Annotated in this window: 18 protein-coding genes; 7 read left to right on the forward strand and 11 right to left on the reverse strand. The window is 68.9% G+C overall.

Annotated features, from left to right (window positions below; all coding sequences use genetic code 11):
- Positions 1–35: 35 nt before the first annotated feature.
- From fabG to TFU_RS09090, 4 genes are all read right to left on the reverse strand, one after another.
- On the reverse strand, positions 36–740 hold the full coding sequence (gene fabG / locus TFU_RS09075) for a 3-oxoacyl-[acyl-carrier-protein] reductase (protein WP_011292267.1): 705 nt from the start codon (positions 738–740) through the stop codon (positions 36–38).
- Between the two features lie 172 nt (positions 741–912).
- Positions 913–1932, reverse strand: coding sequence for a phosphotransferase family protein (locus TFU_RS09080; RefSeq protein ID WP_011292268.1), 1020 nt, complete (start codon positions 1930–1932; stop codon positions 913–915).
- Between the two features lie 609 nt (positions 1933–2541).
- Positions 2542–3189: a response regulator gene (locus tag TFU_RS09085; protein WP_011292269.1), complete on the reverse strand. Its 648-nt coding sequence runs from the start codon at positions 3187–3189 to the stop codon at positions 2542–2544.
- On the reverse strand, positions 3186–4436 hold the full coding sequence (locus tag TFU_RS09090; protein WP_011292270.1) for a sensor histidine kinase: 1251 nt from the start codon (positions 4434–4436) through the stop codon (positions 3186–3188). The genes TFU_RS09085 and TFU_RS09090 overlap by 4 nt, the downstream gene beginning before the upstream one ends.
- A 231-nt stretch (positions 4437–4667) precedes the next feature.
- Between TFU_RS09090 and TFU_RS09095 the strand changes: the two genes are divergently transcribed.
- The 3 genes from TFU_RS09095 to TFU_RS09105 all read left to right on the forward strand — a co-directional run bounded on the left by TFU_RS09095 (position 4668) and on the right by TFU_RS09105 (position 8505).
- Positions 4668–5426, forward strand: a complete 759-nt coding sequence (locus TFU_RS09095; protein WP_011292271.1) for an ABC transporter ATP-binding protein — start codon at positions 4668–4670, stop codon at positions 5424–5426.
- A gap of 3 nt (positions 5427–5429) precedes the next feature.
- Positions 5430–7955 (forward strand): ABC transporter permease, encoded by a 2526-nt coding sequence (locus TFU_RS09100; protein ID WP_011292272.1) that lies wholly within the window; start codon positions 5430–5432, stop codon positions 7953–7955.
- A gap of 148 nt (positions 7956–8103) precedes the next feature.
- A complete protein-coding gene (locus TFU_RS09105; RefSeq protein WP_011292273.1) occupies positions 8104–8505 on the forward strand; it encodes a hypothetical protein in 402 nt (133 codons plus the stop codon).
- Between the two features lie 21 nt (positions 8506–8526).
- Here the strand turns inward: TFU_RS09105 and TFU_RS09110 are convergent, their stop codons facing one another.
- The 5 genes from TFU_RS09110 to TFU_RS09130 all read right to left on the reverse strand — a co-directional run bounded on the left by TFU_RS09110 (position 8527) and on the right by TFU_RS09130 (position 12695).
- Positions 8527–9303, reverse strand: coding sequence for a polyprenol monophosphomannose synthase (locus tag TFU_RS09110; RefSeq protein ID WP_011292274.1), 777 nt, complete (start codon positions 9301–9303; stop codon positions 8527–8529).
- 81 nt (positions 9304–9384) lie between these two features.
- The gene (locus TFU_RS09115) at positions 9385–10179 is read right to left on the reverse strand and encodes a DeoR/GlpR family DNA-binding transcription regulator (RefSeq protein WP_011292275.1); all 795 of its coding nucleotides are present in this window, start codon (positions 10177–10179) and stop codon (positions 9385–9387) included.
- Between the two features lie 62 nt (positions 10180–10241).
- Positions 10242–10421, reverse strand: coding sequence for a hypothetical protein (locus TFU_RS09120; RefSeq protein ID WP_011292276.1), 180 nt, complete (start codon positions 10419–10421; stop codon positions 10242–10244).
- Positions 10422–10546: 125 nt separating this feature from the next.
- The gene (locus TFU_RS09125; RefSeq protein WP_011292277.1) at positions 10547–11800 is read right to left on the reverse strand and encodes an MFS transporter; all 1254 of its coding nucleotides are present in this window, start codon (positions 11798–11800) and stop codon (positions 10547–10549) included.
- 136 nt (positions 11801–11936) lie between these two features.
- Positions 11937–12695 (reverse strand): DeoR/GlpR family DNA-binding transcription regulator, encoded by a 759-nt coding sequence (locus TFU_RS09130; RefSeq protein WP_011292278.1) that lies wholly within the window; start codon positions 12693–12695, stop codon positions 11937–11939.
- A 131-nt stretch (positions 12696–12826) separates the two neighbouring features.
- Between TFU_RS09130 and TFU_RS09135 the strand changes: the two genes are divergently transcribed.
- The 4 genes from TFU_RS09135 (at position 12827) to TFU_RS09150 (ending at position 18190) form a co-directional block, all read left to right on the forward strand.
- Positions 12827–13603, forward strand: a complete 777-nt coding sequence (locus TFU_RS09135; protein WP_227480887.1) for a 4'-phosphopantetheinyl transferase family protein — start codon at positions 12827–12829, stop codon at positions 13601–13603.
- Positions 13604–13746: 143 nt separating this feature from the next.
- Positions 13747–15807 carry a prolyl oligopeptidase family serine peptidase gene (locus TFU_RS09140; RefSeq protein WP_011292280.1) on the forward strand — a complete coding sequence of 687 codons (2061 nt, stop codon included), beginning with the start codon at positions 13747–13749 and terminating at the stop codon, positions 15805–15807.
- A 197-nt stretch (positions 15808–16004) separates the two neighbouring features.
- Positions 16005–17192, forward strand: coding sequence for a JmjC domain-containing protein (locus TFU_RS09145; protein ID WP_011292281.1), 1188 nt, complete (start codon positions 16005–16007; stop codon positions 17190–17192).
- A 131-nt stretch (positions 17193–17323) separates the two neighbouring features.
- The gene (locus TFU_RS09150; RefSeq protein ID WP_011292282.1) at positions 17324–18190 is read left to right on the forward strand and encodes a (2Fe-2S)-binding protein; all 867 of its coding nucleotides are present in this window, start codon (positions 17324–17326) and stop codon (positions 18188–18190) included.
- Between the two features lie 337 nt (positions 18191–18527).
- Here the strand turns inward: TFU_RS09150 and TFU_RS09155 are convergent, their stop codons facing one another.
- Positions 18528–18821 (reverse strand): hypothetical protein, encoded by a 294-nt coding sequence (locus TFU_RS09155; protein WP_011292283.1) that lies wholly within the window; start codon positions 18819–18821, stop codon positions 18528–18530.
- 144 nt (positions 18822–18965) lie between these two features.
- Complete coding sequence (locus TFU_RS09160; RefSeq protein WP_011292284.1) at positions 18966–19787, reverse strand: siderophore-interacting protein; 822 nt, start codon at positions 19785–19787, stop codon at positions 18966–18968.
- Position 19788 lies beyond the last annotated feature (1 nt).

The raw sequence follows: 19788 nt of genomic DNA on the forward strand, positions 1-19788 counted from the left end.
TCTCGTTCCTTGACGGGTGGCTGGTGTGGACAGAGTCAGTGGCCCATGCCGAGGCCGCCGTCGACGGGGATGACCGCACCCGTGATGTAGCCGGCGTCCTCGCTGGCGAGGAACCGCACGGCTTTCGCCACGTCGGCGGTGGTGCCGTACCGGCCCAGCGGCACGTTCTTCTTGATCTCCTCCTGGCGTTTCTCGGGCAGCGCCGCGGTCATGTCGGTCTCGATGTAGCCGGGGGCGACCACGTTGACGGTGATGTTGCGGGACCCGAGTTCCCGGGCGAGCGAGCGGGCGAAGCCCACGAGCCCGGCCTTGGATGCGGCGTAGTTCGCCTGTCCCGGCGACCCGGCCAGGCCGACCACGGAGGAGATGAGGATGATGCGGCCACTGCGTTTACGCATCATGCCGCGCACTGCGCGCTTGGCCACCCGGAACGCGCCGGTCAGGTTGGTGTCGAGCACCGCGTTGAAGTCTTCTTCGCTCATGAGGGCCAGCAACTGGTCCTTGTTGATGCCCGCGTTGGCGACCAGGACCTCGACCGGGCCGTGGGCCTCCTCCACCTGCTTGAAAGCGGCGTCCACCTGGGCGCTGTCGGTGATGTCGCATTGGACCCCGAACAGTCCTTCCGGGGGCTGCCCGGTGCGGTAGGTCACCGCGACGTCGTCGCCCGCTTCCTTGAGCTCCCTGGCGATGGCCAGACCGATTCCGCGGCTGCCACCGGTGACCAGAACCGAGCGAGACATGACGGCACCTCCGAAACCCTGCCAGGCAGAAACAACAGACGTGTGTGGAACGCACAGCAGAGTATCCACCTACCGCCGGGTAGCCCCAACCCGGTGCGCGGCGGACCGGGTTGGGCGGGGTGCAGCCGAGGAGTCGTGCCGCGGCTGCCCGGGGCCTGCTGCGCGGCGGGCCTCAGGCGGAGAGACGGGCGAGGCCGCCTTCGACGAGGACTGGCACGACCTGGCCGATGTATTCGAAGTTGCTGCCGACGGTCTTGCCTTGGACGTAGCGGTAGTGGATGCCTTCCAGGATGACGGCGAGTTTGAAGAACGCTAGGCCGGTGTACCAGTCGAGCCGGGAGATGTCGCGGCCGGAGCGTTCCGCGTAGCGGGCGATGAGCTCGTCGGTGGTGGGGAAGCCGGGGGCCCGGTGCACGTCGCTGGGCCCGGGGGTGGCGAGGATCTCGTCGCTGAAGTAGACGAGCATGAGCCCGAGGTCGGTGAGCGGGTCGCCGAGGGTGGACATCTCCCAGTCCAGGACGGCGGTGATCCGGTCGTCGGTGTCGACGAGCACGTTGTCCAGCCGGTAGTCGCCGTGCACGATGGCGGCTGCCCCCGACTCCGGCACGGTGTCGGCGAGGCGGGCACGCAGCTCGTCGATGCCGGGCAGGTCGCGGCTGCGGGAGGCGTCGAGTTGTTTGCCCCAGCGGCGGACCTGGCGTTCGAGGAAACCGTGCGGGCGGCCGAAGTCGGCGAGTCCGACGGCCGCGGGGTCCACCGAGTGCAGGGCGGCGAGGGTGTCGATCAGCCGCAGCGCGATGTCGCGGGTGCGGTGCGGACCTCTGCTGGCGAGCTGGTCTGCCCGGCGGAGCGGGGTGCCCGGCACGAACTCCATGATGTAGAAGCGGGCGCCGATGACGGAGGTGTCTTCGCAGAGCGCGACTACAGCGGGGACGGGAACGTCGGTGTCGGCGAGCGCAGAGATGACCCGGTATTCGCGGGCCATGTCGTGCGCGGTGGGCAGGACGTGGCCGAGCGGGGGGCGGCGCACAACCCACCGTGTGGTGCCGTCGGTGACGGAGTAGGTGAGGTTGGAGCGTCCCCCTTCGATGAGTTCCCCGGTCAACGGACCGGTGACCAGACCGGGCCGCACCTCGTCGAGGTAGGCGTGCAGCCGCTGCAAGTCCAGCCCAGGCGGGTTCTCCACACTCATCGCCACTCCTCTACCAATTGACCGACTGGCCGGTATCTCACTGGGCAACAGGAATATACCCTGAGCGCTCTTACCGGAGAGACCACGGGACTCCAGGAACATACCGTCCAGTCAGTCTGGTATTTTCGGGGTGGTGCGCGGAGCTGTTCCCACCAGGCTTCCTCCTCGCCGCCATCCAGCCGAGTCCCCCTTGCTGCGCCGCCCTCTCCGCGCCCCTGGACGCATTGTTTCCGCGGCTCACCCACCCCGTGCGGCTAGCACGGAAAAGCCAACCGCCGCCCTCGGTCACCCCGAGCACGAATCCACGCGAAAATCCCGCAACAATCGCGCTGAAATACTCCGCCGCTATCGGAAAGAAAAAGATTTCCGGCACGCGACACCGGGCCGGGATCTCCCATTCCGCGTAGCGGGAACCTCCAGGGAGCAATCCGCGTCTTCCCCGGAAAAGACCGGGACCCTCTCTTTGGCGCAGCGGGCCTTGAAAGAATCCGCCCGGTTTTCTTACGAGACGGGCCTTCCCGTTTCTTCGCAGTGTTTTAGCCGCTGCAGTGGACAGGGCTCATAAAGGCGGGACTCACGTCCCGCACGCACCGCTACCGGCCGCTGCCCTCACACCAGCCCGGCGTCGTGGGCGAGAATCGCGATCTGCACCCGGTTGTTCTTCTCCAGCTTGGTCAGAATACGGCTGACATGGGCTTTGACCGTGGCCTCGCGCATGCCGAGCTCTGCCGCGATCTCCGCGTTGGACAACCCGCGGGCCACACCGACCAGCACTGCGCGCTCCCGTTCGCTCAACACTTCCAACCGCCGGGCCGCCTCCGCGGCACTGTTCCCGCTAGGAGCCGCGAACCGCTCCAGCATGCGCTTGGTGACACTGGGCGCGAGCATCGCGTTACCCTCGTACACGGTGCGCACCGCAGTGATCAGGTCCCGCGGCGGAGTGTCCTTGAGCAGGAACCCCACGGCTTTGGCCCGCAACCCGCGGTGCACGTACTCGTCCAAGTCGAACGTGGTGAGCAGCACCACTTTGGGCGCGTTGGGGAGTTCCGCGAGATGCGCGGCAGCGGTCAGCCCGTCCATGCCCGGCATGCGGATGTCCAGCAGCACCACATCGGGCTGCAACTTCCGCGCCAAGGCCACGGCCTCGGCACCGTCCGCGGCCTCCCCCACGACCTCCAGGTCAGGCGCGGACTCCAGGATCATCCGCAGTCCGGAACGTACCAGTTGCTCGTCGTCGACCACGAGAACCGAGATCACGAGATCTCCTCTGCAGGACGGGGAGTTTCGGTGGGAGCCGCGGGGATGATAGCGCGCACCCACCACCCGCCGTCTGCAAGTGGACCCGCCACAAAAGTTCCCCCGACGAGAGCCAGCCGCTCCCGCAGGCCGATCAGGCCGTACCCGCTGTCAGGCACGGGATTGGCGACCTTCACCGTGGCAGGGCCGTTGACAACGGTAACGGTCAGCGCGGTCCTGCCGTAGTCGATCCGGACGTCGATCTCCGCCCCCGGGGCGTGCTTGACCGCATTGGTGAGCGCTTCCTGCACCACCCGGTATGCGGTGCGTTCCACTTGGGCGTTCAACGGGCGCGGAGTTCCCGTCGTGGTGAGGTCGACGTTGGCCCCGGCAGCGCACGCGGCGTCGATCAGGCTGCCCACATCGTCCAAAACCGGCTGGGGGGCGGTAGGCGCCGCCTCCCCGTTCCGCAGCACGCCGAGGATCTCCCGGAGTTCGCTGAGCGCTTCCCGGCCGGTCGTGCGGATCAGTTCCGCGATCTCAGCGGTACGCTCATCCGGCGCGGAGACTTCCAGACCGCCCGCGTGCAGCACCATGAGGCTCACCCGGTGGGCGACGACGTCGTGCATCTCCCGGGCGATCCGGGTGCGTTCCGCAGCGATCGCGGTCTCCGCGCGCAGATGCTGCTCCCGTTCCAACCGTTCGGCGCGCTCCCGCAAGTTCTCCACGAGCTGCCGGCGCGTCCCCACCCACATACCGAAAAAGAGAGGGAGCAGGATGAACGTGACTCCCAGCGGGATGATGAGGAACGGCTCCCACATGGTGTAGACGAACGCCAGCGCCGCGCTGTGGGCGGCCGCCCACAGCGCGAGCGGGCGCCACCGGTTGGTGAACCACGCCGCATAGCTGTACAGCGCGACAGGCGCTGCCCAGACGTTCCCGAACAGCACGATCAGCAGCAGGCTCGACGCCAGCAGCAGTTCGGGGCGGCGGCGGCGGACCAGGATGGCTGCTGCGACCAGGCAGGGGATGACCAGGATGAGCTGGGCACCCACGAGCATCGCGGCGACCGGGGAGACCTCATAGAGCTGGCTCGGCAGGTAACCCAGACCCCACTCCCCGCGTTCGCTAGCGACGACGGAGATAGCCATCCCCCCGACGATCAGAGGGAAGAAAAATATCGCGTAGCCGACATCGGCCAGCGTGAAGCGGTGCTGCTTGCCCCACTGCCACGCCGCGTACACCCGTTCGCCCCACCGCCGTGTCATACCTGAGAGTCTAAAAGCCTGGTTAACAGGGCTTCTTCCCCCTGAAGACGGGATTCCCGGATCGACGAAAGTTGGTGGTGCCGTTCTTCGAAAGTCGGTTTCCCGCCGTTTCTCCCCTTTCTTTCGGGGACGCAGGAATCGCCTGCGCGGCGGAGATTCTCGGGGAGTGCGCGGATTTAGCGTCGAGGTATCTGACGTTGTTCTGTTCCATCTCGACGAGGGAGAACCACCGTGCCTACACCCCCCGCACCTTCGGGGACCGCGGAGCCCCACGCTGTTGTCGTCCAAGGACTGACCAAGGTCTATCCGACCGGGGGAGAACCGGTCCGTGCCTTGGACGGGGTGGACGTGTCCTTCGCACGAGGCGCGTTCACCGCGATCATGGGGCCCTCCGGTTCCGGGAAATCCACGCTCATGCACTGCATGGCCGGGCTGGACACGCCCACGTCCGGTTCGGTGCGCCTCGGGGCAACGGAACTGACCGCTTTGAGCGACAAGCAGCTGACGCTGCTGCGGCGCGACCGGATCGGTTTCGTCTTCCAGTCGTTCAACCTGCTGCCGATGCTCACTGCGCGGCAGAACATCCTGCTCCCCTCCCAGATCTCCAAGCGCAAAGTCGACCCGGAGCGGTTCCGCCACATCGTGGAGGTCACCGGCCTCGCCGACCGGTTGGAGCACCTGCCCGCCAAACTGTCGGGCGGCCAGCAGCAGCGGGTGGCGGTGGCCCGGGCCCTCGTGGGCTCCCCTGAAGTGCTCTACGCCGACGAGCCCACCGGCAACCTCGACTCCCGTTCCGGCGCGGAAGTGCTGTCCTTCCTCCGCGACTCGGTCCGCGAACTAGGGCAGACCATCGTGATGGTCACCCACGACCCGATCGCCGCCTCCTACGCCGACCGGGTGGTGTTCCTGCGGGACGGCCGGGTGGTCGACGACGTCACCCACCCCACCCCGCAGCTCATCCTCGACCGGCTCGCTGGACTGGAGGGCTGACCCGTGCTGCGCACTACACTGGCTGGGCTGCGTTTCGCGTGGCGGCGGCTGATAGCCACCTCTCTCGCCATCATCCTGGGTGTCGTCTTCGTCACCGGCACCCTCGTCTTCGGCGACTCCCTGCACCGCAGTTTCACGGTGCAGGCAATGGGCTCCATGGACCGGGTCGACGTCATCGCCCTCGCCACGGGAACTTCGGCCGACGAAGACGAGCCACCGCTGCTGGACGAGTCGGCGTTGCGCCGCGTCCGCGAGCTTCCCGAAGTCGCTGCAGCTACGGGAGCCGTCATCGGATCCGCGCCGCTGCTGGACGAGCAAGGGCGCGCCCTGGGCACGGTTCCCACGGTGGGCATCTCTGTGGGGGGCGACGTCCCGCGTTACGACGCGGTTGAAGGACGCCTCCCCAGCACCGCAAACGAAGTGGCGCTCGCCACAGCCACCGCGGCGAGCAGCGGTTTCGAGGTAGGCGACACGGTCACCGTGCTCGACCCGGAAGGCACCAAACACGACTTCACAGTGACCGGGGTGATCGACTTCGGACCGGAGACCTCGATCAGCTACCGGGGCGCGGTCGCCTTCACCCTCGACACCGCCCAGCGGATGACCGGAGTTACTGGATACCGGGAGATCTACGTGCGTGCCGCCGAAGGGGTGCCCGCGGATCAAGCGGAATCCGCGGTGGCCGACGCCCTAGGCGCGGACGCTGACGTGTACACCGGCCGCGAGTACGGGGAGAAACTGGCGAGCACAGCGGGAGTCCAGGCGAGAATCTTCACCACGGCACTGCTGCTGTTCGCGGCCGTTTCGGTGTTCGTTGCCGCGCTGGTGATCCACAACACGTTCACGATCCTGGTGGCCCAACGGCAGCGGGAACTGGCGCTGCTGCGCTGCGTGGGCGCCACCCGCGGCCAGGTCTTCCGCGCTGTCCTGGTGGAAGCGCTCGTGGTGGGGATGGCTGCCTCCGCGGTCGGGGTCGTCGCGGGGATCGGGCTCGGTTGGGGCGCATTCGCCCTCGGAGAGCGCTTCATCACCGATTCGACGACGTCGAGCCCGCTGGTCATCACCGCTGTCCCGATTGTGGTGGGCCTGCTCGTCGGGGTGCTGTCCAGTGTGGCATCCGCGCTGCACCCCGCGGTGCGCGCCACCCGCGTCCCCCCGCTGGCTGCCCTGCGGAGCAGTGCGCTGACCGAGGAGCAGAACCGGCGTGTCGGCTGGCTGCGGGCCGTTACCGGCTCGCTGTTCCTCCTCGGCTCGGCAGCGCTGCTGACGGTGGCGCTGCGCTTGGAGCCGAACCAGATCGCCATGATCCTGGTGGTGGCCTCAGGCCTGGTGTGCTTCGTCGGCGTGGCAGTGTGGGCGCCGTTGATCGTGCGTGGTGTTATCACCGTCCTGGGCTGGCTGGTACGGCGTTTCGGGGTGCCTGCGTCGCTAGCCGTAGACAATGCGCTGCGGGCGCCGCGGAGGGCAGCGGCCGCGATGATCGCGTTGACGGTCGGCACCACCCTGATCACCGGCTACTCGGTGGTCAACGCTTCGATGCTCGACACGCTGGAGACCCGCCTCGATGAGCAGTTCCCCGTCGACTACATGATGGTCACCCAGCTCGACCCGGACCAGGCAGGCCAGTACCAGGAGCTGCCCGCTGAAGTCGTGGCGGAGCTGCGGTCCTCTCCGGCGATCTCCACCGTGGTCACCCAGCGCACCGAACAGGACGACAACAACACGCCGGTGACGGCCTTCCCGCACGCGAAGCTCGGCACGGACATCGGGGAAGCACAGGAAGGGGACCTGGCTGACGTGGTCCCGGGAACGGCTGCGATCTCGGAGAACCTCGCCCAGAAGCACGAGGTCGGCATCGGGGACTCGCTGTCCTTGCACACCGAGCACGGCGACCTGTCCCCCACGGTGGTGGCCATCCTGCCTGCCGGCGGCGGAATTCTCGGTGTGCTCGTCTCCGTCGACGACTTCGAGCGGCTCTTCCCGGACGTGCCGGACTCCCAGGCCTACATCACGGCTGCCGCGGACGCCTCCCCCAAGGAAGTGACCGACGCGGTCAACGCGGCGATCGCTGACTACCCGCAAGTGCAGGTCGCCAACGTCTCCCAGATGAAGCTGGAGTTCGAAGAACTCCTCAACTCCGTGTTCCTCGTCATCCTCGCCTTGCTAGGGCTGGCGGTCATCATCGCGGTGTTCGGGGTCGCCAACACGCTGGCGCTGTCCGTGCTGGAGCGGAGCCGCGAGTCGGCGCTGCTGCGCGCGCTGGGGCTGACTCGGCCGCAGTTGCGTCGCATGCTCGCCGTGGAGGCAGTGCTGCTCTCCGTGACGGGCGGTGCGCTGGGGATCGCCCTGGGCCTGCTGTTCGGGTGGGCCGCGGGGAAAGTCACCCTCATGGGCTTGATCTTCACGGTCCCTGTCGCGGAGATCGCTGGCCTGGTGGCGGTGGCGGTCGTGGCTGGCCTGCTTGCCGCAGTGCTTCCCGCGCACCGCGCCTCCCGGGTCTCGGTCACCGAGCAGTTGGCTGCCCAGTAGCCGCTGTCGTGGGCGTGCCCCGGCGCCCTGCCAGGGTGCCGGGGCGCCGCGCTGCTGTCCTGCGGTGGCGGCTCGCTGCGCGCTTTTCCGGCCTCTCTGGGGCTCCCTGATCTAGATTTGCCTGGTGGGGAGGATGCGGGGAGGGTGGATGAGGAGGTTTCAAGTCCGGGCGCACCGCCGCGGTGCGGGCTGGGAACTCCACATTGAAGGGGTGGGGGCAGCGACGGCAGCGAAGGTGACCCAGGCTGAAGCGGTGGCGCGCGAGTCGATCGCCGCTGCGCTGGGGGTCCCGGACGACTCGTTTGCCGTGGACGTCGTGGTCTGCCTCGCCCCGGAGATCGAGGCGATGATCCGGCAGGCGCGGGAGGCTGCCCGCCAGGCAGCACAGGCGCAGCAGGAAGCAGCGCGGCAGGCCCGCGCGGTCGTCGCCCGGCTTCACAGGGAGGGGTTGAACGGCCGGGAGATCGCCTACTGTCTGGGGGTCACGCCGCAGCGGGTGTCGCAACTGCTGGGCGGTGTGGGGCGGCAGAAGGCCGCCAAGCCTTTCTGACCGTGCCCGGCGCGGCCTGGTTCAGGTGCGGTGCCGGGAGCGGGCCCGCTCGTGGCGGAGCAGGAGGAAAGGACGCAGCGCTGACTCGACCTGGACTGCCAGGTCCATTTTGCTGTGGCCTTCAGCGCGGTCCTCGAAGTGGATGGGGATCTCCACGATCTTCTGGCCGCGGCGGTAGGCGCGGAAGTGCATTTCCACTTGGAAGCTGTAGCCGCTGCTGTGGATGCTGGGCAGGTCGATGGCTTCGAGCGCGCTGCGCCGCCACACTTTGAACCCGGACGTGATGTCGCGGAGCGGCATCGCCAGGATCGCCTTGACGTAGGCGTTGGCCCAGGTGCTGAGCAGGCGGCGGCGCAGTCCCCACTCCTGCGACAGGCTGCCGCCCGCCACGTACCGGCTGCCGATGACCACTCCCGCATTGGTGGACAGCATGGTGCCCAGCAGTTGCGGAAGGTAGAACGGCGGGTGGGAGAGGTCGGCGTCCATCTGGGCGACGAACTCTGCGCCGTCGGCGAGGGCGCGGGTCATGCCCGCCACGTAGGCCCGGCCGAGCCCGTCCTTAGCGGTGCGGTGCACGACCGTGATCCGCCCCGGATGCGCGGCAGCAAGCTTGTCGGCGAGCTCACCGGTGCCGTCCGGTGAGTTGTCGTCCACAACGACGAGACGCAGCTCCGGCAAGGGGAGCGCCAAAACCTGTTCGACGAGGACCGGCAGGTTCTCCGCCTCGTTGTAGGTGGGGACGACGACACTCAGCCGAGAGCGGGACCACGGTTCGGGGAGTGTGACCGCAACAGGCATGGCAACGAGCCTCCAACTATCGGACTCGGCTCAGCGTAGCGGCTTTCTCTTGCCTGCGGGTAGCAGCGCTGGGACGTACCGCTACCGGCCCCGGTCGGGGTCGGGCACCGCCACATGCACGGTGGTTCCCATGTCTTCGAAGGTCAGCAGTACTTCCGGGTCGGCGTTGCTGTCGGTCACCAGGTGTTCAATGGACTCGGGGGCGACGGTCTGCACCATGGTGTCGGTCCCCAGCCGGGTGTGGTCGACCAGCACGATCACTTCTTCGGCGCAGGCAGCGAGTGCCTGGTCCACTCCGGCGATCGCCGCGTTCGAGGTGCTCACCCCCCGCTCCGCGGTGACCCCGTGTCCGGTGAGGAAAGCGCGGCGCACCCGCAGCCCTTCCAACGCCTGTTCGGCGGCCCCGCCGACGAGCGCCAGGTCAGCGCCGCGCAGGATTCCCCCGGTGACGACTACTTCTACTTCAGGAGCGTCTGCCAGGATCTGGGCGTTGCGCAGCGAGTTCGTCACCACGGTCAGGCCGCGGCGGCGGACCAGTTCGGCGGCCAGTGCCGCGGTCGCCTCGCCCGGGCCGAGGACGATCGCGTCTCCTTCCGCGACCAGGGTTGCGGCGGTGCGGGCGATCGCCACCAGTTCCGGGGTGGTGGTCTGCTCCTGGCTGCGCCGACCCTGGTAGCCGGGAAGAGAGGCGCCTCCCCTGCGGCGGTCCAATACTCCTTGGGCTTCCAGGACCCGGACGTCCCGGCGGACTGTCACCTCGGAGACCTGGAGTTCATGGGCCAGGTCGCGGAGGGCCATCGTGCCGTGGGCGCGCAACAGTTCCACGATGAGTTCCCGGCGCCGGGCGGCGAACGCGGGCCGGTCCTGCACCGTCATCTTTCCACCCCTCACTCCCCTCAGACCCGATGCGGGTTGAGGATGATCATAGGGGGCATTCATCAGCAAAAACGGACCCCGTGGGCGCGCAGGGTCTGTTCTATCGCCTCATCGTCCGCGTAGTCGGCGGGGTGCACTGCGCTCTCCGGGACCTCCCCCAGTGTCAGGGCGAGGATAAACAGGATGACGAAGACGACGAAACCAGCGAGAGCGCCGATGCCGAGCAGGATCAGCGGTGACATGCCGACCTTCCTCTCACGACCTCAGCGGACGCATTCCCCCTTTATCCGGTTCTTACACGCGTCGTGGGCGAGGTCAGCAGAAGATAGCGCGGGGGACAGGACGGACTGCCTGATCCCCCGCGAGGTCATGCCGTAGCGTCCACGGAAGCGTTGCGCGTGGCGACTGCTCCGCGCAGCGCGGGCGCCACGACGGCGATCCCCAGGCACAGCACGGCTGGGACCACCAGCGCCATAGCGATGTCGATGGTGTGCGCGACCGCGCCGATCGCGACCGGGCCGCTCAACAGGCCCACTTGGCCCATGCCGGAGACGAAGCTGAGGTTGCGGCCCGCGCGCCGCGGGTCGTACTCCACGGCCGCACCGAACACGTGCGGGATGATGCAGGACAGTCCGGCACCCATGAGAGCGAACCCGGCGATCCCGGTCCCTGCCCACGGGGTGGCCAGGATCAGGGTCAGTCCTGCGGTGGCCACCAGCGCGCCGCCGCGCACGATCGCCACTGCGCCCAGGGTGGCGGTGAGCCGGTCGCCGACCAGGCGGCCCGCCGCCATGAGGGCGGAGAATGCGGAGAAGCCGAGGGCGGCTACGGCCCCGGACGCGCCCCGTGCGTCGTGCAGGTAGACCGCGGCCCAGTCGGTGACGGAGCCTTCGGCGAGCATGCAGCAGAACGCTGCCACCCCGAACAGGACGATCCGCCACGGTATCCCCCGTTGCGGTCGCGGTGGGGCTGGGGTGGGGCGGGTAGCGGCCACGGTGTCCACGTCGCGGCCCCGCAGCAGCCACGGGCGCACCCCAAGGGCGAGCCCTGCCATGGCCAGCGCCACGGCAGCGAAGGTGAGCGGCGCGGCCACGTCGAAGTAGGCGGTGGCGCCGCCCACGGCTGCTCCGGTGAAGCCGCCGATGGAGAAAGCGGCGTGGAAGGAGGCCATGATGGGGCGTCCGTAGCGCCGCTCTACCCGGGCCGCGTGCACGTTCATCGGCACGCCCAGGAGTCCGCTGCCGAGCCCGACCGCGACCAGTGCGGTGAACAGGTAGGGCAGGGAGTTGGCGAATCCTGGGCCGATGAGGGTGAGGGAGGCAAGCAGCGCTGCGGGCGGCATCACTGCGCCGCTGCCGTAGCGGTCCACCATGCGCCCGGCCAGTTGCATGGCGGCCAGCGAGCCGACCGCCATACCGAGCAGGGCCAGGCTCAGCTCGCCGTCGTTGAGGCCGGCGCGCTGCTTGACCTCGGGGATACGGGATGCCCAGACCGCGATGATCATGCCCGCGATGAAGAAGTGGGCGACCACGGCGATGCGGGCGCGACGGAGCCGGGAGGTTCGCTCCCGGAGCAGCTTGACGGAAACGGGCAGACGGAATTCGTGCTGGTTCTCAGCCACGGCTCACCAATCCGATGGGGGGTAGCAGGGACAGCCTGGACCGCAGGGTCGCGGCGATCGCAGGCGGGACGGTGGACTGCGGCGGACGACCGCCGCGGGGACCGGCGGGACCCTGTAGGGACCGGTGTCCGGTCAGTCAGACGCGGTGGACCGCCACTCCGGCGGCCCGGATCTCGGTGACGCTGTCGTCGGACGCACCAGTGTCGGTGACCAGCACGTCAAAGTCGCTGACGGGGCCGACATGGCCCATGGTCACCTGGCCGATCTTGGTGGAGTCGGCGGCCAGGACGACCTGCCGCGCCGACCGCATCGCAGCCCGTTTGATGGCGACGTCGGCCAGGTCGTAGGCGGTGACCCCGTCGGCCAAGGAGAGCCCGCAACAGCTCAGTACAGCAGTGTCGAAGCGGACCGCGGCCAAAGAGGCCTCGGTCAGCGGACCGGTCATGGCCAGTTCTCCGGAACGCACTTCTCCCCCGGGCATGAGGAGCCGGACCGTGGTGCTCTCGCTGAGCACCGCTGCCGCTTGCAGCGACAGCGGCATCACGGTGACGTGCCGTTCTGCGAGAGCACGGGCGACCTCCACGACGGTGGTGCCCCGGTCCAAGAGGACCGCCTGCCCGTCGCTGATGAGTTCGCCCACGGCCTGGCCGATGCGCTTCTTCGCGTCGACGGCCATGCGCTCCCGGATGGCGTAGGGCGGTTCCTGGCCACGTGGTAGGAGGCTGACTGCACCCCCGTGCACGCGTCGCAGGACGCCCTTATCCGCCAGGTGGTCCAGGTCACGGCGGATGGTCATCTCCGAATGGCCGGTGAGTTCGGCAAGTTCGGCAACGCTCACCTCCCCTTCAGCCCGGAGGCGAGCCACGATGAGGTCCATCCGCTCTGCACTGTCCACGACTCAATTCAAACACAGAACTTGTTCGTTTTCGCCTTATTAGGCGATTTTTTGTGTGTGAACTATCAGCCTTTGTGAGTGATTGGTGGCACAGTGCGCTCTGGTCCGGTCTCGTAGGCCACAATGGGGAGGTGTCTGCCACGTCTCCCTCCCACCATTGCGACGTGTGGTGGGCCTCCCCTGCGCTCGCCTCCCCTGAGCTGCTCGGCCTGCTCGACGAAACCGAACGGGCCCGCCACTCCCGCTTCCGCCGTTCCGACGACCGGGACCGCTACGCGGTGGCGCACGCCCTCGCGCGCCTCCTCTGCGCCCACGCAGCCGGATGCGACCCCCGCGAGGTGGTCTTCCACCGCCGCTGCGGCCACTGCACCCGGCCTGAACCGCACGGCAAACCGCATCCGGGCGGTCCGGCGGCCGGCTGGGAGATCTCGATCACCCACTCGGGCGACCGGGTCGGTGTGGCCCTCACCCGTGGCCTCCCCGTCGGGCTGGATGTGGAGGGCATCACCGACCGCGATCTGGACGGGCTCGCCTCCTACGCACTGACCGCGCGGGAGCACGCCGCGTGGCGTGCCCTCGACGCCGCCGACCGTGCTGCGGGCTTCTTCACCTACTGGGCGCGCAAGGAGGCGCTCCTCAAAGCCACCGGCCAAGGCCTGGCCGGGGGGTTGACCTCGGTGGAGGTCAGTCCACCCGATGCGGCTGCAGCCCTGCTGGCCTGGCACGGGCCGGAAGCCCCCACTCAGGTGTGGCTGTGCGACCTGGACGCCGGGGCCGACTACCGCGCCGCGCTGGCCGTGGTCTCCGCCCGCCCGGTCACGGTGGCCGTCCACGACGCCTCTGTTTTGTTAAACCAATCACGGCAGATGTTCGATTCGGGGTCTGCGCTTCTGCCAAACCCCCGGTAAGACCGGTCCCAGCAGGACTCGGCCCCGCGGCTGCCCCGTGTCCCGGCGGGGTCAAACATGGCGGAAGGGTCACATTCCTGTGCTGGTCAGGTAAGCCGTTCCTGCCTTGACCCGCTTTCAGCGGTGTTGATGTATTTCAAAGCGTGCCCAGCAACCCGCCGCGTCTCTTGTCGCCTGCTGCTGTCCCTGACCCCTACCGCTGGCTGGAGGACGACGACTCGCCGCGCTGCCTCCGCTGGCTCGCCGCCCGAGACGCCGAGTTCCAGTCAGCTCTCCCGACTTGGCCCCTGCGCGACGCACTCGCCGCGGAGATCCGCCACCTGGTCGCCACCACCCAGTGGTCTCCGCCCCTGCGGCGCGGCGGTCTGCTGTTCGCCACCCGGCGCGACGGCGGCGACGAGCATCCTCGCCTCGTCGTCATCGAACCTTCGGGCCGCGAACGCGTCCTGTTCGACCCGACCGTCGGCGCCCCGGACGGCACCACCACCCTCGACGCCTGGGAGCCCAGCCCGGACGGCACCCTGGTCGCAGTCCAGACGTCGCACGGCGGGACCGAACGCGGGGAACTGCACGTCCTGTCCGTCGCCACCGGCAGGCCCGTCGAACCTCCGATTCCCGGGGTCCGCTACGCCCACGTGGCGTGGCTGCCCGCCTCCTACGGACCGGCGTTCTACTTCGTGCGCCGCGACAGCGCTAACGGGCGGCGCGGTGTGTGGCTGCACCGGGTAGGCCGCAAGGAGGACACGCTGGTCCACCCGTGCCAAGCGGCACGCACCGTGCCCGGCGTGCGACTCCACCGCGACCGGTGGCTCGTCGTCACCGAAAGCCACGGCACCGGGCACCGCAACGACCTGTGGCTGGCCGACTTGGCCGCGAGCCCGCCCGAAGCTCCCGTGCTGCGGCCGGTGCACGTGGGCCGCGACGTGGAATCGGAGGCCACGATAGGCCCAGACGGCCTGCTGTACCTGCGCACCACCTGGCATGCCCCGCTGCGCCGGATCTGTGTGGCCGACCCGGCCGCCCCCGCCCCGGAACACTGGCGGGAAGTGGTCCCCGAGGCCCCGGACGCCCTCCTCGACGGGTTCGCGGTGGCGGGCCGTGCCGACGCCGTCGACGTGGTGTACACCCGCACCCGGCTCGGCATCAGCGAACTGCGCGTCCACACCCCCGGCAGCGCCCGCGCCGACTGGGTGGTCCCCCTGCCCGGGGAAGGCATGGTCGCCCAGGTAACCGCGGACACCAGCGGGGAGGTGTACTTCTGCTACGCCGACGTGGCCACCCCGTTGACGGTGTTCACGCTCGGGGCGGACGGCGTCCCCGTCCCTTGGCCACCGCACGCGGCCTCCCTGCCCCCGCGCACCCCGATCGAACGGCGCAGCCTGTCGTACCTGTCCTTCGACGGGGTCCGGGTGCCCCTCACGATCTTTGCGCTTCCCGGCACCCCGCCGGGCCCCACCATCCTGCACGCCTACGGCGGATTCGGCCGCCCTCGACAGTTCGGGTTCTCCGCCACCGTGCTGGCCTGGCTGCGCCATGGCGGCCGCTACGCCGTGGCACACGTGCGCGGCGGCGGCGACTTCGGCCGCACCTGGCACCTCGCCGGTGCTGGACGGCACAAAGTACGCGCGGTCCGCGACCTGGTCGCCGCCGCGGACTTCCTTGTCGCCCGGGGAGAGTGCCGCCGCGACGAACTGTGCCTTTCCGGCGGCTCCGCCGGCGGTCTGCTCGTGCTGGCCGCGATCGCCCGCCGCCCGGACCTGTGCGCCGCAGTCATCGCGTTGGCCCCGCTCGCGGACATGATCCGCTTCCCGCAGCTCGGCTTGGGCGCGATGTGGAGCCGCGAATTCGGCAGCGTCACCGACCCCGAGGATTTCGCGGCACTACTCGACTACTCCCCCTACCACCGGGTGCTCCGCACTCCGCCCGCCGCGTATCCGGCGGTGCTCCTCACCGGTTTCCACGGCGACACCCGCACCGGCCCTGCCCATCCCCGGAAGATGTGCGCGGCCCTCCAAGAACGGACGCGCGGCCCGCGTCCCATCCTGCTGCGCTACGAGCACGGGGTGGGCCACGGGCCGCGCGCGGTCAGCCGCGCGGTCGAACTCGCGGCCGACGCCCATGCGTTCGCGGCCGCGCAGACAGGGCTGTCCCCGACCCGCCGGCCCTCGGCGGGCGCGGCCCTCAGCACGCAGCAAGGGAGGTGAAGAGATCCATGGACGACGCCCTCTTCGAAGTCGAGGTCGAGGACCTGCCGGAAGTCACGTCGCGTGATGTCACCGCTGGTCAGGACAGCGACGGTACGGACGGTAGCTCCGACTTCATCTGATCCGCGCGCCGCCGAGGCCCTGTGCCTCGGCGGCTTTCCCCTCTCCACGCCCTCTTCGACTTTGGAAAGGATCCGATGACTGACCGACTGTTCACTGAGACGCTGCTTGCCGCGGTGGGCGAAGACCTGCTGCGCACTCGGCTGTCGGAGGAGTTCATCCGCGTCGACCTGGGCGCAGAGACCGTGGCGCCGCTCCTCACTTTCGACGCGCTCAGCGAACTGCTCAGCACCCACCAGTTGGAGCCGCCCCGGCTGCGGCTGCATCGCGCCGGCGCACCGGTCCCCCTCGACAACTACACCGAGGTCGGTGAGGCTTCGGGGGTGCAGCGCCGTCTGGTGCGGCCGGAAGCGCTCTACGCACAGTTGCGGCAGGGCGCGAGCCTGGTGCTTGACGGTATCGACCGGATCCATCCGCCGATCCGCGCGGCCGCCGACGACCTGATGCGTCTCGTGCACGAACGGGTCCAGGTCAACCTGTACTTGATCTGGGGGGACTCCCACGGGTTCAACACCCACTGGGACGACCACGACACGTTCATCGTGCAGGTGGCGGGCACCAAGCACTGGCAGGTCCACGGCCAGGGCACCCGCCCGTATCCGATGAAAGAAGACATCGACCACTCCCACCAGCCTCCTGAGGGCACGGTGTGGGAGGGGACCGTCCGTGCCGGGGAGGTCCTGCACGTCCCGCGCGGCTGGTGGCACACGGTGACCGGAACCGGGGACGTCAGCATGCACTTGACGTTCGGGTTCACCCGGGCTACCGGGGTGGACTGGGCGCGGTGGCTGGTGGACCGGCTCTACGAGGTCGAGTTCGCACGCCGGGACCTGCCCCGGTTCGCCACCCCGGAGGAGCGGCGCAAGCACCAGCACGAACTGCTCCGTCACCTGATGGACCTGGCAGAACAGCACGGCCTCGACGAGTTCCTCACCGACCGCGACTCCCGTTTCCCGCGCCGCCAGTCCTTCTCCTTGCCGTGGGCGGTGGACGGTGCCACGCCGCAGCCGGACACTGTGGTGGAGTTCACTCCGATTCTGCCGTCGGCGCTCCGCGACGAGGGGCAGAAAGTCGCGCTGACGGTGGCGGGCCGCCGCTACACGTTCGCGAAAGCCGCGCAGCCGCTCCTGGAAGTCCTGGTCGATGCGCGTGTCCTGACTGTCGCGGAGCTCGCAGAGCGTGCCGGGGCGGAGGTGGAGACGGCGGCCGCGCTGGCGCGGGTACTCGTCCAGCACCACCTCGTACTTTTGCGGAGTACGTCCTGACCTGCGGAATGTGCCGGTAGCCAGAATTGCCTTCCCAAGTTAATTTAGGCTAGCCTTAGTTCCGCGTCAGCGCTGCGCGTTTTGTTGCGCTATCTCCATTAACGTGCCACGCGGAAAGGCTTCTCCGGCACATGACCCGTCAGTGTCACCCGCTTGCGACCGTAGTCGACGCTTGTGCGCCTCTCCGGTTCGCTCCGCTGCCGGACCTGCGCCTCCGGTCGTTCACCCGGTCCGGAGACCAGGGTGACGCCGGGCAGTGGTGCCGTGCCGACTTGTTGGCCGCGAAAAACGCCTTCGCACCGGTCTACGACGGGTTCGTCGCGGCCACTCGGCCCGGCCACCGGCTGCCCGCCGCCACCCACTTCCTGCGCGCAGTGTTCCGGGAACCGATCTTCCTTGTCGCGGCGGGACTGTACCTGACCGGCCGTGCCCCGCTCCTGGACGCCAGCCACCTGTGGTTTCCGGTCCGCGCCGACCGCACCCTCGGCACTCCGATGCTCACGGAGTTGAAAGTGGCTGTGACCGCCGACGACCGCTTCGCCGGCCACCCGGAAACGGTCACCTTCCCCGGCAGCGACGACGTGGTCCGCGCCGCAGCGCACGCGATGGTCGCCGCGTTCACCCCGGTGATTGACGCCCTGTCCGCGCACACCCGGGTGGGGAAGCGGACCCTGTGGGGCTGGGTGCTGGACACTGCGCACTTTTACATGCTCAACCCGGCGCGTTTCCTCGGCCGCGACGCACAGGCAGCATGGGCGCTGGCCAACCGGTTGGCCGATGCTCTCCTCGAGGCCGGGGCGGTGACACGGGCCCGTCCCCGCCTGTTCCCGTTCTGCGACAACCATCCGCGTGGCACCTGGGCGGTCCGGGGCACGTGCTGCTTCGACTACAAGGGCGACCCCGAGCACGGCTACTGCACGACCTGCCCGCACAAGTGCGACAACGAGCGCCGCAACGAGCTTCAGGAGTGGCTGCGCAACCCCGCGCTGGCCCCCTAGCGGCTTCCGGCGGCCCTGCCCTCGGGGTTTTCGGGAGTGCTCACCTTGTGCCCGGGCGCAGAGCCGCCGGCACGGCCCTGCGCCGGCAGCACGGGTCGCGGGGACACGAAGCCTTGGCTCCGCGGCCCGTTCCGCTCCACGGGGCACGCCGCCAGTTGCGCACCCCTGATCAGGAAAGCTTCTGACCTCTTTTCTCTGCACTGGCCGGTGTTGCGCCTGGTTCCGGGGCCCGGCGCAGGGCTCTGGCCGCGCACACCGGGCCGCCCCTGCGGGTGCGCCCTTCGCCCTCTCAGGCGTTGCCCCAGCGGCCTGGGACCAGACCGCGGTCCCGGCAGGCTTACGACCCGGTGCGGCGCTGCGGTTGACGGCGGCCGTACCGCCATTTCAGGTACTTGCCTTCACGTTCCACGCGGCGCATCTCGGTGTAGAGCTCGTCTGGATCCGACGCGGAGACCACCTGCCCGCCCTCAGGCAGAGGCCAGCACGCAAACGCCCAGTAGCGGCGAGTGTAAGGGCCCCAGATCACGACCCAGGCCCCCTGCTTCTGCCATTCGATGTGCGCGGCGACTTCCCGACGCTCAGGATCGTAGAACTCCCCTGGTGCACGACCCGTTCCAGCACGTTTGCCCAACCGGACGTTTCCCTTCGCACGCTTGACGGAGGCCGCTGCCTCCGTCAAGCGTCACACGGTTGCCGCCCAGAGGAAAGACCACTACCGGAAATCGTCGCGGAATCGGTTTATTTCCTCCATATAGCCGCGCACTTCAGTCCTTGACTACTCGTCGTCATCGTCCGCGGCGTGGTGGTCGAGATTGGACACGCCGCGCCGCCAGTAGCCGTCGACTTCGAAGTCGCGGCCGCGCACCAGGCCCCGTTCCTTGAGCAGCCGACGGATGGGTTTGAGGGCGTCAGCCTCCCCGCCAGCCCAGACGAACACGCGGCCCTTGGGGAATTCGGTCTGCTCCAGCGCACGCAGCAGCAGGTCGGTGGTGCCCGGGGCGGCGCCGTTGCGGTGCAGCCAGGTGATCTCGGCGCCCTCCGGTGCGTCCAGTTCCTGCTCCTCTGCGGCGTCAGCGACCTCGAAGAACGCGGTGACCGAGGCGTCACGCGGCAGTTCCTCGATGCGGCGTGCCGCGGCAGGCAGCGCGGTCTCATCGGCGAGCAGCACGTAGTGGTCGGCCTCGGGGTAGTAGACAGTGCCGCGCGGACCGAGCACGCCGAGACGGTCACCCGGCTGGGCGGTGGCCGCCCAGCGCCCGCCAGGACCGTTGTCGTGGACGACGAAGTCGATGGTGAGGAGTCCCGCTTTCGCGTCGAAACGGCGGACCGTGTAGTCGCGGTAGATGACGCCGGGAGCCCGGAAGTTGAGGCAGCGGTCGTCTTCGACGACAGGGAGCACATGCTCTCCCGTCTCAGGGTTGGGGAACCACAGTTTGACGTGGTCGGCGAAGTTGTCGCTGCGCAGTCCAGCGATGTCGCTGCCGCCGAGGTCGACGCGGACCATCCGGGGGGTGATTCTCCGGACGTTGACGACCTCGAGCAGTCGGGACTTCAGCGGGTACATCTCGACGGTGCGTTCCGTCACGGTTGCGGTCATG

This window comes from Thermobifida fusca YX, from assembly GCF_000012405.1.
Taxonomy (GTDB): Bacteria; Actinomycetota; Actinomycetes; order Streptosporangiales; family Streptosporangiaceae; genus Thermobifida; species Thermobifida fusca.